A 13,487-nucleotide genomic window follows, 5' to 3' on the forward strand; every position below is an offset into this window, starting at 1 on the left:
GCCCAGATGCAGGAGTGGGGGCATGAGCGTCCACAACGTTCTCAGCGCCCTATCCGACTGCGAGAAGGCACTGTCCGACGCACGAGACGCCGCCCTGATCGCCGGGGCAGAACTTGGCATCGGGCGCACCGGCCGCGCTGCTGAACTCGCCGCCCAGATCGACGATGCGCTGGCGCTGTGCGCTCGAATCACCACGTACGCGAAGGCCGATGCGCTCGCAGGCAATGAGCACGGGTTCGCCGACGGGATCGGCGCATGGGCCGACTACCTGATCGAGACGGGGAGAATTTACCAATGTGGCTGTGGTATCTAGTCGCATTGGTGGCCGCAATGGTCGCGGCGAGTTCGATATTCTTTTGTTTCGCCGTTTACATCAGCGTCAGTTCTAGGAGTTCTACCGTGAGCGTGGGCGAAGGGCTTTTCGGCGCTGTCGAGTTCAGCGTGTGGGCCTGATCGACGGTGAACGAATCCTCCGAATCATCGGCCCCGACGACGAGGAAGCACTCGAATACCGGTGGCGTCGACCTGTCGTCAGTGAACCACTGAACGTCAGGATGGTGCGGCCCGAAAAGCGGTTCGGCGATGTAGAACTCTCCGTGTCCGACTATCTCGCGCGTGAGTTCGGCGACCTATCCGATTACATCCCAGACCACAGTGCGCACGCTCCAGTGCCCTACCGGGAACCGTTCGGCGACGCGCCGCAGATTCTGAAGTACAAACCGCACGCGCTCTAACCGCCAACAAACCGCCGCCCCAAGTCACTCCCTCGGGCCTGGGGCGGCGTCATGTGTGCCCCCAACCCTGTCGCCGTTACTGCCCCGCATCCCCTACGCGGATCGCGTTCCCCTGCTCAAGGCCGCTCACGCGGACCAACCCGTTCCGTACAGGAGGCTCCATTTTCGCGGTTTGACCATTGCGTCAGAGATGGCGCATTACCGTGAGAACACACGCGAGGAGGGCGCCGTGCGGACTCTGACCAAAGTAATTTTGGCAGTACAAGTCTTGTTCGTCATATGGATAGCGACGGGTGTCAACGGCGAAAGTACCTGCACCGATTCCGCCTTCGCCGATGCGTGCCGACAGGGCGAAGATATCGGCAGGGGCTTCGCGGTGCTCTTCATCATCGGCATCTGGGCGCTTGTCGATGTGATCCTGGGCGTGATCTGGGTGGTGACGAATAAGCCGCGCGGAGAAGTGCCTCCGCCAAAGGGCATGCTTGCGGTGAACTGCGTTCGATGCAACGCACGACAGAACATACCGATCGGAGCAAGCAAGTTCGAATGCTGGCAATGCAAGACGACAATTCCAGTCGTCGTGCAGTCGTAATCCCGCCGCGCCTAACCGTCCCCTCAACGGCAATGCGACGCTCACCTATCTAGGCAAATGCGGCATCCTCCGGAATGAGGATCGTCACGCGCGCCCGGATGATCCCGTCGTCGCTCTTCGCCCAGACCCTCGCCTCACCCGTCGCCAGACAGCCAGTTCGCGCGATGCGCTGAAGCCCTTCGGTGTAATACACAGCGAGCTCAGCTGGGAGGTATCCGACGTGGAACTGCTCGATCATCACCGCCACGGCATTCGGATCATTCTCATTCCACGGCTCAGGGACCAGAATGCAGCGGACCGCGTTCAGCGTGACGCCACGCTCAGTAATCGGCAGGCCCGCCGCGTCGAACAGCCGACGAATGTCCTTCGCGCGGTACGTCTCCCCGACAACCTCGACCTGCTCATCAAGCGGATACCGGGGCTCCTCAAGCCTCGCAGAAGCAACGACACCGACCAGCGGAGAGGTAGTTCGACCATTGGCCCCAGCACTGCGCGGTGCTGAAACCGGCGAAGCTGACACGACCGCCACGGGCGCGGGCATTTGCGAGTAGTGATCAGTCCAACTGGAGCCATCCCACCACCGAAGCCGACTAGTTCCGGCAGGATCGGGACACCACATCGGCGGAGGTAACGACATGAATCTCAGTGTGCCGCCCGACCGCTTACCCGTGTGTCAATTCGGCCCGATCCGCCAGCCGCCCCGTGCGGCCCTCGTTTGTTCCCACGTTTACGTGCACGTCAGATATGGCTACCGAAGTCACTGCTCCGGTACGCACACGGGGCGACGACCCGACGAGTCCGAAATGTCCGCGGTCGCCTCCGGCGCGGACGGGTTGTTTGCCGCCGAGGCCTGTCGGGAGGTTGCAGGTCGCCTCTGACTCGATGTACAGAACCAAGTCGAATACGCACCTGCGTGTCGTCTCGTTCATCTAAAGTCTGCCGCGAGGAGCGAATACGAGGGGGAACTCACATGGCTTTTTCGGACGGTCTCTCCAGCCTTGCGACGAAGATTCGCAATACCCGGGACTCAGTGCTGACAGAGGAAGCGACAAAGAACGCGTTCATCATGCCGTTCATCTCGAACGTTCTCGGCTATGACGTGTTCGATCCCTCGGAGGTCGTGCCTGAGTTCATTGCCGATGTCGGCGTCAAAAAGGGCGAGAAGGTAGATTACGCAATCTTCAAAGACGGTCAGGTCCAAATCCTGATGGAGTGTAAAAAGATCGGCGACCCACTGGATCTCCGGTATGCATCGCAGCTGTTTCGCTATTTCGCCGTCACATCTGCACGCATCGCCATCCTGACTAACGGACAGCAGTACCACGTATACACCGATGGCGATATGCCGAACAGGATGGACGAAAAGCCATTCCTAATCTTCGACTTGCTCGACATCGATCGCACATTGGTACCTGAGATTCAGAAATTCTCGAAAGAATCTTTCGATATTGATTCAGTGATCAACGCCGCAGAGGAGTTGAAGTACATCGGCGGCATACGCCGGATCATTGCGGCCGAGGTCAAGGAACCCTCCGAAGAATGGATCAGGTTCTTCGTGAACCGAATCTACGAAGGCCGCACCACCCAACGAATCGTCGATCAATTCAGGCCGTTGGTAGCCAAGGCACTCAACCAATACATCGGCGACCAAGTCAACAGCCGACTGAAAACAGCACTCGGCGATGATGCTCCGGATCCAAATCGCTTGACCGAGGTTGCCCCAACCGGGACCCCGCCCCCCGCATTGCCGGTCGGGAACGCCTCAGTTCCGGACACGAGAGCCGACGTCGACGGAGTAGCTGACCCCGGCGTTCTCACTACCGAGGAAGAACTTGAAGGATTCAATATTGTCCGCGCGATCGCTGTATCGGAAGTGGCTCCTGAGCGTATCCACTATCGCGATAGCAAGTCGTATTTTGCAATTCTGCTGGATGACAACAATCGCAAGCCGATCATCCGCCTCAACTTGAATGGCAAGACCGTCAAATTCGTTACGACGTTCGAGCAAGGCAAAGACGTCGGTGTCCGACGCGACATCAGTTCAGTAATTGATATTTACACAGTCGCGAGCGACCAAATCCGAGAAACGATCCGGCGTTACGAATGCGGCGCCGTAAGCGCAGTAAGCACTGAGAGTCCCGGTTCGCCGCCCGGGATCGGCGTAGAACTCGAGGCGAGCCTGTAGCCGGACGGTCAGGCAACGCTGCGTCGCTCGACGACGCGTGAATCCCCGCCCAGCTACAATCTCGGCGGGTCTAAGGGCGGGCCGTCCCGCATGCTCGATATACTTCGTGTGCGCCGGCTGGTGATCGGCGACGCCGGACGGGAGTACGCCCAGAACACACGGCCAGCCCTCTGGCCTCGCGGCATCACCGGAGACCGCAGCCTTTTGACCTAGGTCAGAAGCACTCACCCGAGTGGGTAAGACCGCAATCAGGACATTTCCGTTCATTTCTCGTCGGCCGGGGAGCATCATTTGCACCAAGCCGGACGGCGCCCAGCGGAGTCAACCTCACATTTGGGCCGAGTGCTCGCAGTTGCGCTAAGCGAGTCGAGATGTGCTGGTCGAGTTCCGGTGAACGCGCATAGTTAAGCAATTCCCGGTACATGTTTGCTTGTTCCTCGGCCTCGGACGGGGCCGTAACAAGTTCGTCGTTGAGAGTCAGATTCACGATCCGGCGCACCGCGGCAACGCTGTCAGCTCGGATGGACTGCCCCGATGCGGCAGCCTCGTGGGCCATTTGCACATCGCTGAGGCCACGCCTCATACCCAGCACAACCTTGGCGAATCTAGTGCGTGGATGGTCGCAAAGAATCTGTTCCATTTCAGCCCGAAATCGCTTCTCGCTAGCCATCTGATTCCCCCGTTCGACTGGCGCTACATCCCAGTAGAGACTAAGGCTGACCACCGACATGTCGGGCTGAAGAAGCACCACAATGCGACGTGAAATTGACTCGTCGCACGCCGCAAACTGTGCCAACAATGCGGTGGTCCGACGACAACGACGGCATCGCCTGCGAAGGCTGATCACCGCCAAGCACGTCGGTTCAGACCGCGGCGGCCCGCAGGCCTTCATCGAGTTCTTCGCGGACGTGCCGCTCCACCAGGAGTGGCACGAAATCCCGTACCGCGGACGAGGCAAACCCCTCGTGGGCTCGCCGCACCGCGGTGGCGATCCGCGTGGGATCGATGGACGGATAGCGTGCCGTCAGGCGCGCCACGACTTCGCCGATCGCTCGCTCTTCGCTGAACTCGCGCATCGACATATTCTCGCGCAGCGCTCCCCCGCACGACGCCGAAACGGGGCAAGAGAGTCCGGTCACCGACCGGCGGTCACCTCGTCGTAGAAGATGCCCAGTCGGTCGATGCGCCACAGCTGCCCATATACGACGAGGACGGCGCCGAACGCCGTCGGCCAGATGAGCAGCGCACCGAGCCCCCACGCCAGCAGCACGGCCCCGGTCACCGCGCCGACGACCCAAATTCTCTGGACGACAGCGAAACCCGCCGGCATGCACGATCGGTCCTGCAGCCACAGCCGTTCGCCGTAGATACCGCGGGAGGACCAGGCGACCGGCTTGTCGACGGGCGCGAACGCATGCGGGTTCCACCACAGCCACAGGATGACGACGCCGACGGGCACCAGCGCCCACCAGCCGATCCAGACACGACTCCAGATCGCCAGCATCATCAGCGGGATGGCCGCGAACCGCGTCCATACGCTCCACGGGTTGGCGTGGCGCCGCCAGGCCTCGTCGCTCATGCCGGCAGCACGGGCGTAGTTGTCCAGTAGCTTCATCGCAGCATTCCCCTCGCGAGAGTTCGGATGGTGGCCTCGAGGACTTCGTCGTACTCGGCGCCGAACCGGTCGCAGTTCATCACGAGCAGCCCGGCGGACCGCATGACACCCAGCAGGGCGGCCGGCGTGATGTCGTCGACCAGGACGCCGGCACGCTGGCCGGCCGCGAGGTAGTCGAGCACCGGACGGACGATCTGCGGCATGACGCGCGCGAGTTGCTCGGACCCGACCCGGCGGGTGACCGCCGCCAGTTCGTCGGCATGGGTCAGCAGCCTCCGGTAGAACGGATCGTCGACCAGGACGTCGGTGATCGCCCGCATGAGGCCGACGAGGTTCTCCTCATCGACGGGCCGGGCCAGCGCCTCGGCGAGCCGAGCACCCACCTGGGGCGCACGCCGCAGCATCACCTCGAGATAGAGCGACTCCTTCGAGTCGAAGAACGCATAGAAGCTGCCTTTGGCGATCCCGGCCGGCTGGACGAGTTCATCCAGCGACGTCTTCTTCAGCCCCTGGGTGGCGAACAGCCGCTCGGCAGTTTCCACCAGCACGCGCACGATGCGGTCCTTCTCATCGGGCGTGAACGCCACTGCCATAGCTATGACTCCTTTGGTCATTTAGTCACAGCCTACGCGTTTGCGACCCCTGCCGCCAGGGCATTCAACAACCGCTGATCACCCCGAAGGGCCACGCACAGTGAACGCCGGCGGATTTACCTCACCCGGCGTGTAACGATTTACTGCCTCGCATCGATGAACCTCTTCACCGCAGCGTTCTCGATAGCCATCGGACGTGCCGACCGTCTGCGTAGCTAATACGCCAACTCATTCTTGGCGGTACTCGAGCTCAGTAGGTGGTCCGCGCACCCAAATGCTCGGACAACAGCACCATCATGCCAGTTCAAGCGGCCCGCTAACCGCTCGCCGGCAGATTGGTCCGCGCAACCGGCTGACCGCCACATCAGTCTCAGCAGTCAACCAGCCGAGGAACTGACCGATGGATGCCAGCAAATCCAATTCCGCGAAATATCCATTTGCGAAAAGTTCGCTCATTTGGTTGCGCCAAGCTCGAAAGTGGTCTACAAATGTTTGCTGTAAGCGAGTTTCGCTCCAGGAGGGACACCAATCATGGCTAACATCACCACTCGCATCGCAGGATCGATTGCTCTCGCTGGCGGCGCCGCGGTCATCGCGCTCGCCGGCGCGGGCGCGGCATCGGCCGACACCAACACCCCGACCAACCCGATCCAGCAGATCGGCCAGTTCGGCACCCAGCTCAACCAGGCCATCGGCACGTTCGGCACCCAGAACGAGCAGGCCCTGGGCCAGGCCGGCACGTGGTACAACCAGGCCGCCGGCACGGCGGGCACCTACTACAACCAGGGCGCCGGTCAGCTCGGCACGTACACCACCCAGCAGCTCGTCGGCCTGGTCGGCGGCGTCTTCGCACCGCAGCACTGATTTCGCGCAACACATCGTCAGGGCGTGGGCCGCAACGGCCCGCGCCCTGCGCTGTTTTCTCGGCCACTATGCGCCCCACGCACATAGCTAGAAGAGCTAAACTTTGACCTCATGAGCTCAAAGACGTCGATCGCCGCTGCCGCGGCACTGGCCGTGGTGAGCTGGGGCGCATCGGCGGCGGTTGCCGTGGCCGACCCCACGCCCGCACCGCCCGGGCCCGCGGCGCCCGCCGGAGGCCTGAAGACCAGCATCGACGGTGACGGACTGTTCATCGTCGGCAAGGACATCGCGCCCGGCACCTATGCCACCGCCGGACCGGTCGGCGACAAGCGCTGCTACTGGCGCCGGATGAACAACGTGGACCCGCACGCAAAGAACAACGTCATCGACAGCGCCATGACCGCCAAGCCCCAGGTCGTGCTCATCGATGAGACCGACAAGGCGTTCAAGACCAGCGGCTGCCAGTCCTGGCACGTCACCGACGCGGCACCGGACTCCGCCGGACCGGGACCCAACATTTCGCCGCAGGCCCGCGCCGCGATCGCGATCCTCGGCACCCTCGGCGGAGGCGGTGGTGCTCCCGCGCCGGCACCCGCGCCCGCACCAGCGGCGCCTGCACCGCCAGCCACGCCGTAGTAGTGCATCCTTAGCGGCATGGACGTCGACGCGCTGCTGCAATCGATCCCGCCGCTGGCGGTGTATCTCGTGGTCGGGCTCGTGATCGGGCTCGAAAGCCTGGGCATTCCCCTGCCGGGCGAGATCATTCTGGTCACGGCCGCCGTCATGTCGTCCCGGCACACGCTGGACATCGACCCAATGGGCGTCGGACTGTCCGCCGCCGCCGGCGCGATCATCGGCGACTCGATCGGATACAGCATCGGCCGCCGCTTCGGCATGTCGCTGTTCGAACGCCTGGGCCGCCGGTTCCCCAAACACTTCGGCCCCGGCCACGTCGCGCTCGCCCGCCGGCTCTTCAGCCGCTGGGGCGTCTGGGCCGTGTTCTTCGGCCGCTTCGTCGCGCTGCTGCGCATCTTCGCCGGCCCGCTGGCCGGCGCGCTCAAGATGCATTACTCACGCTTCCTGGCCGCCAACGCCGCCGGCGGCATCGTGTGGGCCTGCGGCACCACGGCCGTCGTCTACTACCTCGGCGTGGCCGCCGAGAAATGGCTGGCGCGGTTCTCCTGGGTTGCGTTGCTGGTGGGCGGCCTGCTGGCCCTGACAGTGACCATCGTGCTGAAAGAGCGCACCGCCAAGGCGATCGAGCAGCTGGAAACCGAGCACGACTGGGACACCCTGCGCCACTCGTAATTCGTCAACTTGCGGTTGACGATTTCCCTTCGTCAACCTACGGTTGACGCATGGCTACATCTGCTGAATCCGCGCACACCTCCACTCCCAATCCGATTGCCGGCACCATCCGTCTCGACGACCTCATCGAGGCGATCAAGAAGGTGCACACCGAACCGCTCGACCAACTCACCGACGCGATGCTCGCGGCCGAGCATCTCGGCGACATCGCCGACCATCTCATCGGCCACTTCGTCGACCAGGCACGCCGTTCGGGGGCGTCGTGGACCGACATCGGCAGCAGCATGGGCGTCACCAAGCAGGCCGCGCAGAAACGCTTCGTCCCCAAGGAACCCCGACTCGACACCATGGATCCCAAGGACGGATTCAGCCGGTTCACCCCGCGCGCCCGCACCGCTGTCGTCGAAGCCCAGCAAGCCGCGCACACCTCGCGCAGCACCGAGATCACCCCCGACCATCTGTTGCTGGGACTGCTGACCGACCCGGGCTCACTGGCCATGGTCCTGCTGAGCAATCAGGGCGTGACCGCCGACCAGATCCGCGCGGCCGCCGCCGTACCCGTCGGCACCGCCGAACCCAAGGCCCTGATCCCGTTCGACGGCGCCGCCAAGAAGGTGCTCGAACTGACCTTCCGCGAGGCACTTCGCCTGGGGCACAACTACATCGGGACCGAACACATCCTCCTGGCGCTGCTCGAATCCGAGGACGCCGACGGCCCGTTGCACCGCCTCGGCGTCGACAAGAGCCGCCTCGAAGCCGAGCTCGACAAGATGCTCACCGACTTCGTCGCCGCGCAGCAGTCGGTAGCGGAAGAGTCCGGGCCGGCGTGAGTGTCCACTGACAGGGACGAACCGGCGAGATCTGCTCCATTCCTGCGAGGCCGTGATGGCGGTGTGCCATCATGCGATGCAGTTGTAACGAGAGAGGACGCGATGAGCACGGGCGTGAACGGCAACAGGACCTACCGCTGGCTGGCGGGTTTGCTCGGTGCGTTGACCCTGCTGGCGGCCACGCTGGCGCCCTCGGCGGCAGCCGAGACCAGTATCGGCAACCTCGGCCAGACCCTCCGCGTCGACTACAAGGGCCTCGTCGCGGACGTCACCGTCCACAACGTGTTGCCGTCGGACGAGCCGCCGGGCTGGACCTGGAACGGCTCGCCGCGCTGGCGCAACCAGGGTGGCCCCTGGAAGGCCGACGTCACCGTGCACGTCATCTCGACACCCAACCCGCACTGGATGGCCACCGGGGTCACCTTCAGCGGTGTCACCCCCTACGCCGACGCCTACGCCTCCAAGCACACCGACGATCCCAACGCGCTGGAGCTCAAGCTGCTGAGCGCGCCCGCGGGCGCCACCGTCGACGGCGTCGTCTACTGGGACGTCTACCGCGGTCTGGTGACCAACGTGGTCATGCTCAACCCGGCCACCGGTACGCACCTCGCGCAGTGGAACATCTGGCAGCCGGGTGACCAGCTGCCCTGAGGCTCCGACAATCGGACATAAACTGCCCCTGCCCCTCGAGGACAGGGGCAGTTTCTGTTCGTGGACAAGGAGACCCCGATGACGGTGCAGGTGCGGCAGGCGCAGGCCGACGATCTGGCCGAACTCGCCGAGGTGGCCGCCGCGACGTTCCCGTTGGCCTGCCCGCCCTCGTCGACGCCGGAGAACATCGCAGCCTTCATCGCCGCGCAGCTGTCCGCCGAGAGGTTCGGCGAGTACCTGCGCGATCCCGACCGTGCCGTGTTCGTCGCGCACGACGACGCGCGAATCCTGGGCTACACCATGCTGATTCGCGGTGTGGCCGATGACGCCGACGTGCAACGCGCGGTGCCGGAGCGACCGGCCGTCGAACTGTCCAAGTGCTACGTGCTGCCCGACGTCCACGGCGGAGACGTCGCGGCAACGCTCATGGACGCGTCGGTCGCCTGCGCGCGGGAGCTCGGCGCCCGCTGCGTCTGGCTGGGCGTCAATCAGGAAAACGAACGCGCCCAACGCTTTTACCGCAAGCACGGCTTCGAGGTCACCGGCACCAAGACGTTTCAGCTCTGCGCCCGGACCGAGAGCGACTACGTGCTGGTGCGGCCGCTGTAGACCTCAGGCGTGCAGCTGCGTGCCCTCGTGGGTCAGCGCGAGCAGGCGGGACGTGGCGCGCAGGTACTTCTTGCGGAAGCCGCCGGCCAGCATCTCTTCGCTGAAGACGGTGTTCATCTTCTCCCCCGACGCCACGACGGGAATGCCCGCGTCGTACAGCCGGTCGATCAGCGACACCAGGCGCAGCGCGACGGACTGGTCGTACACCATGTGCACGCCCGTGATGAAAACCTGGTGCACGTCCTCGATCAACGCGTGATAGCGCGACGGGTGCATGGTGGCCAGGTGTGCGCACAGGGCATCGAACTCGTCGAGCGTGGCGCCGTCGACGCCGACCGCCCAGGTCCGCACGTCCTCTTCCGACGGCGGCACCGGGGCCGACGGCAGCGCCCGCTGCCGGTAGTCGGGTCCTTCGACGCGGACGGTGGTGAAAATGCTTGACAGCGTGTTGATCTCGCGCAGGAAGTCCTGCGCGGCGAAGCGGCCCTCACCGAGCTGTTCGGGCAGCGTGTTCGACGTCGCCGCAATCGAGACGCCGCGCTCGACGAGCGCCGAGAGCAGCCGGGAGATCAGCGTGGTGTTGCCGGGATCGTCGAGCTCGAACTCATCGATGCAGACCACCACATAGTCGGACAGCAGGTCGATGCACTCGGTGAAGCCGAAGACGCCGGCCAGCTGCGTCAGCTCACCGAACGTGGCAAACGCGGCGGGGCCCGCGTTCGCGCCGGCCAGCGTGTAGTACGTCGAGGCCAGGAGGTGGGTCTTGCCGACACCGAAGCCGCCGTCGAGGTACATGCCGACCCCGGGCAGTGCTTCACGCTTGCCGAACAGCTTCTTCTTGCCGGCCCGCTGGCGGACCGCGTCCTCGCAGAACTTGCGCGCCGAGACCACCGCGGCGGCCTGCGACGGCTCGTTCGGATCGGGCCGGTAGGAGTCGTAGCTGACGTCGGCGAACGTGGGCGGCGGGACCAGTTCGGCGATCAGTCTTTCCGGCGTGACGGTCGGATGACGATCGGTCAGGTGCGCGACTTCGCTGGCCCCAGGCATTTACGCACCATAGCGGCGTGTTGCAATGATTCACGTGTCCGATCCCGACGCTGCGACGCAGCTCACAGAGCTCAGCGCGGTAGGCGCTGCCTTCCCGGCCGACCCGGAGACCGGCGACGACACGCTGCTGGCGCCGTTCTACAGCTACCCCGCGGAGCTGGACCGGCCGTGGGTGCGGGCCAACATGATCTCCAGCCTGGACGGCGGCGCCACCGACGACGGCCGCGCCGGCGGCCTGGCCGGTCCTGGGGACCGGGCACTGTTCGGCTATATGCGCCAGCAGGCCGACGTCATCCTGGTCGGTGCGGCGACCGTGCGCATCGAGAATTACTCCGGCGCTCAGATGTCCGCGCCGCAACGCCAGGCCCGCCAGCTCCGCGGTCAGGCCGAGGTGCCGCCGATCGCGGTGATCACGCACAGCGCCGACATCCCGCACGACGCCAAGTTCTTCACCCGCACCGAAGTACCGCCGCTGATCCTCACCAGCCGCGACAGCATCGACGACACCTGCCGCCGGTTCACCGGGCTCGCCGAGGTCATCGACGCCTCCGGAACCGCCCCCGACCGCGTCGACCCGCACGCCGTGCTGCGCATCCTCGGCGAGCGCGGGCTGCGCCGGGTGCTGACCGAAGGCGGACCGTCCGTACTGAACATGCTGATCGAGGAAGACCTGATCGACGAGATGTGTGTGACCATTGCGCCGATCCTGGTCGGTGGATTCGCCCGGCGGATCGCCTCGGGCCCCGGCGAGGCACACACCCGGCTGCGCCGCAGCCACGTCCTCACCGATACCGCGGGTTACCTGTACACGCGCTACGTCCGCTGACCGGTCTCACCCACCGGCATCGCTACTGTGGTGGCCATGCGTCGCCGCCTGCTGCTCCCGGCCCTGAGCCTGTCGACCGTGGTGCTGTCTACGGTCGTCGCGGGATGCGCTCCGTTGCTGGCCGCCAACCCTCGCTACGTCACCGACTCCGGCGCACGCCCACAGGGTGCGGCAACCACCTCCAAGACACCCGACGGGCCGCCGCCGATCGCCGTGCCGAAGAAGGACATGACGTGGCATGAATGCACGTCCCGGGTGTTCGGCGACGCGACGGTGCCGGCCGTGCCCGGCGTCATCCTGGACTGCTCCGACTACGACGCCGATCTCGATTCCCTGGGCGGCTCCGCCGGGACCGTCAGCATCGGTGTGGTGCGGGCCCGGCTGGCGACGACACCGGCCGACGCCGGACCGATCGTCATGACCACCGGATCGGACATCCCGACGTCGCACCAACTGCCGGTGTGGCTGCAGCGCGGCGGCGTCGACCTGTTGAAGTCGCGCCCCGTCGTGGCCGTCGACCGCCGCGGTATGGGAATGTCCGCACCGCTGAGCTGTGTGTCGAGCAATGACCGGCAGGACCTCCTGGACCAGGCCCAGTTCCTGGCGGGCGACGACCAGGTGGCCAACCTGGCGAAGGTCGCGACCTCGGCCACCACCGACTGCACCGACAGCATCGCGCCGGGCGAGTCGGCCTACGACAACGCGCACTCGGCCGAGGATCTGGAGCGGCTGCGCAGCACCTGGGACGTGCCCGCGCTCGCCGTTCTCGGCATCGGCAACGGCGCCCAGATCGCGCTGGCCTACGCGGCGTCGCACCCCACCAAGGTCGCCCGGCTGGTGCTGGACTCCCCCTTGCCGCTGGGCATCTCCGCCGAAGCGACGGCCGAACAGCGGGTCAAGGGCCAGCAGGCGGCGCTCGACGCGTTCGCCGCACAATGCGTGGCCAACAATTGCCCGCTGGGTCCGGATCCCAAGGGCGCCATCGACGGCATGCTGGCCGAGGCCCGGGCCGGGCGCGGTGCCGGCGGCGCGTCGACGGCCGGTCTGGTCGAGTCGATCACCACGGCGCTGGGCTACCCGCGCGGCGACGGGCTGGCCAACACCCTGTCCCTCGCCGGTGCGCTGGCCGCCGCCCGCAGCGGCGACGCCACCGCGCTCAACGCGCTGAGCAAGACGGCCGAGGACACGCGCCAGACCGACGGGCAGTTCGTCAATCGGTGCGACGACTCCGTCAACCGCCCCACCCCGGACCGCGTCCGCGAACTGCTGGTGGCCTGGCCCAAGAAGTACCCGCAGTTCGGCGCCGTCGGTGCGCTGAGCCTGGCGCCGTGCCTGAGCTGGCCCAGCAGCCCCGCGCCCGCGGCCCCCAAGGAACTGAAGGTGCCGATCCTGCTGCTGGGCACCCACAACGACGCGATCGTCGGCGGCGACGGCGTCGCCGCGGTGGCGGCCATGGCGATCAACGCGGGCAACAACAGCCGCCGCGTCATGTGGCAGGGCACCGGCCACGGCACCCTCGTCTACACGACGGCGTGTGCCCTGCCCCCGGTGCAGGGCTACCTGACCACCGGCAAGCTGCCGGACACCGACACGTTCTGCCCGGCCTGACCGAGCGGTCCCAGCCCCCGTTATA

17 protein-coding genes and 1 pseudogene are annotated in these 13,487 nt (G+C 65.4%); 12 read left to right on the forward strand and 6 right to left on the reverse strand.

Going from position 1 to position 13,487, the window contains the following annotated elements; genetic code table 11:
- Positions 1-22 precede the first annotated feature (22 nt).
- From ACJEIK_RS16690 to ACJEIK_RS16700, 3 genes are all read left to right on the forward strand, one after another.
- A complete protein-coding gene (locus tag ACJEIK_RS16690; RefSeq protein ID WP_409430026.1) occupies positions 23-313 on the forward strand; it encodes a hypothetical protein in 291 nt (96 codons plus the stop codon).
- A 130-nt stretch (positions 314-443) separates the two neighbouring features.
- The gene (locus ACJEIK_RS16695; RefSeq protein ID WP_409430027.1) at positions 444-734 is read left to right on the forward strand and encodes a hypothetical protein; all 291 of its coding nucleotides are present in this window, start codon (positions 444-446) and stop codon (positions 732-734) included.
- Between the two features lie 229 nt (positions 735-963).
- Positions 964-1,326 carry a hypothetical protein gene (locus ACJEIK_RS16700; RefSeq protein WP_131808784.1) on the forward strand — a complete coding sequence of 121 codons (363 nt, stop codon included), beginning with the start codon at positions 964-966 and terminating at the stop codon, positions 1,324-1,326.
- A gap of 49 nt (positions 1,327-1,375) precedes the next feature.
- Here the strand turns inward: ACJEIK_RS16700 and ACJEIK_RS16705 are convergent, their stop codons facing one another.
- Both ACJEIK_RS16705 and ACJEIK_RS16710 read right to left on the reverse strand, forming a co-directional pair.
- Positions 1,376-1,867, reverse strand: coding sequence for a hypothetical protein (locus tag ACJEIK_RS16705; RefSeq protein ID WP_409431791.1), 492 nt, complete (start codon positions 1,865-1,867; stop codon positions 1,376-1,378).
- A 27-nt stretch (positions 1,868-1,894) separates the two neighbouring features.
- Positions 1,895-1,963 (reverse strand): annotated as a pseudogene (locus ACJEIK_RS16710) (DUF2510 domain-containing protein); the annotation flags it as partial.
- Between the two features lie 333 nt (positions 1,964-2,296).
- Here ACJEIK_RS16710 and ACJEIK_RS16715 point away from each other — a divergent pair.
- Positions 2,297-3,511, forward strand: coding sequence for a type I restriction endonuclease (locus ACJEIK_RS16715; protein ID WP_064859580.1), 1,215 nt, complete (start codon positions 2,297-2,299; stop codon positions 3,509-3,511).
- Positions 3,512-4,374: 863 nt separating this feature from the next.
- Here ACJEIK_RS16715 and ACJEIK_RS16720 read toward each other — a convergent pair.
- From ACJEIK_RS16720 to ACJEIK_RS16730, 3 genes are read right to left on the reverse strand one after another with little or no spacing between them, the layout of a single operon-like run.
- Complete coding sequence (locus ACJEIK_RS16720; RefSeq protein WP_061005989.1) at positions 4,375-4,587, reverse strand: three-helix bundle dimerization domain-containing protein; 213 nt, start codon at positions 4,585-4,587, stop codon at positions 4,375-4,377.
- A 59-nt stretch (positions 4,588-4,646) separates the two neighbouring features.
- Entirely contained in the window at positions 4,647-5,126 is a 480-nt protein-coding gene (locus tag ACJEIK_RS16725; RefSeq protein WP_409430028.1) for a DUF6653 family protein, read from the reverse strand.
- Positions 5,123-5,719, reverse strand: coding sequence for a TetR/AcrR family transcriptional regulator (locus ACJEIK_RS16730; protein ID WP_409430029.1), 597 nt, complete (start codon positions 5,717-5,719; stop codon positions 5,123-5,125). Before ACJEIK_RS16730 ends, ACJEIK_RS16725 begins: the two co-directional genes overlap by 4 nt.
- A 531-nt stretch (positions 5,720-6,250) precedes the next feature.
- Between ACJEIK_RS16730 and ACJEIK_RS16735 the strand changes: the two genes are divergently transcribed.
- From ACJEIK_RS16735 to ACJEIK_RS16760, 6 genes are all read left to right on the forward strand, one after another.
- Positions 6,251-6,583: a hypothetical protein gene (locus ACJEIK_RS16735; protein WP_061001721.1), complete on the forward strand. Its 333-nt coding sequence runs from the start codon at positions 6,251-6,253 to the stop codon at positions 6,581-6,583.
- A gap of 111 nt (positions 6,584-6,694) precedes the next feature.
- On the forward strand, positions 6,695-7,219 hold the full coding sequence (locus ACJEIK_RS16740; protein ID WP_409430030.1) for a hypothetical protein: 525 nt from the start codon (positions 6,695-6,697) through the stop codon (positions 7,217-7,219).
- An 18-nt stretch (positions 7,220-7,237) separates the two neighbouring features.
- The gene (locus ACJEIK_RS16745; protein ID WP_133426782.1) at positions 7,238-7,891 is read left to right on the forward strand and encodes a DedA family protein; all 654 of its coding nucleotides are present in this window, start codon (positions 7,238-7,240) and stop codon (positions 7,889-7,891) included.
- 50 nt (positions 7,892-7,941) lie between these two features.
- Positions 7,942-8,721 (forward strand): Clp protease N-terminal domain-containing protein, encoded by a 780-nt coding sequence (locus ACJEIK_RS16750; protein ID WP_409430031.1) that lies wholly within the window; start codon positions 7,942-7,944, stop codon positions 8,719-8,721.
- A gap of 102 nt (positions 8,722-8,823) precedes the next feature.
- Positions 8,824-9,372, forward strand: coding sequence for a hypothetical protein (locus ACJEIK_RS16755; protein ID WP_061001717.1), 549 nt, complete (start codon positions 8,824-8,826; stop codon positions 9,370-9,372).
- Between the two features lie 78 nt (positions 9,373-9,450).
- Positions 9,451-9,981, forward strand: coding sequence for a GNAT family N-acetyltransferase (locus ACJEIK_RS16760; RefSeq protein WP_061001725.1), 531 nt, complete (start codon positions 9,451-9,453; stop codon positions 9,979-9,981).
- 3 nt (positions 9,982-9,984) lie between these two features.
- Here the strand turns inward: ACJEIK_RS16760 and zapE are convergent, their stop codons facing one another.
- On the reverse strand, positions 9,985-11,028 hold the full coding sequence (zapE, locus tag ACJEIK_RS16765) for a cell division protein ZapE (RefSeq protein WP_061001716.1): 1,044 nt from the start codon (positions 11,026-11,028) through the stop codon (positions 9,985-9,987).
- A gap of 25 nt (positions 11,029-11,053) precedes the next feature.
- On the opposite strand from zapE, the gene ACJEIK_RS16770 reads away from it, so the two are divergent.
- Together ACJEIK_RS16770 and ACJEIK_RS16775 are read left to right on the forward strand one after the other, a co-directional pair.
- Complete coding sequence (locus tag ACJEIK_RS16770) at positions 11,054-11,854, forward strand: pyrimidine reductase family protein (protein WP_061001715.1); 801 nt, start codon at positions 11,054-11,056, stop codon at positions 11,852-11,854.
- Positions 11,855-11,890: 36 nt separating this feature from the next.
- The gene (locus ACJEIK_RS16775; protein ID WP_409430032.1) at positions 11,891-13,462 is read left to right on the forward strand and encodes an alpha/beta fold hydrolase; all 1,572 of its coding nucleotides are present in this window, start codon (positions 11,891-11,893) and stop codon (positions 13,460-13,462) included.
- The last annotated feature ends 25 nt before the right edge of the window (positions 13,463-13,487 follow it).

The organism is Mycobacterium sp. SMC-16, assembly GCF_046250085.1.
Lineage (GTDB): Bacteria > Actinomycetota > Actinomycetes > Mycobacteriales > Mycobacteriaceae > Mycobacterium > Mycobacterium phocaicum.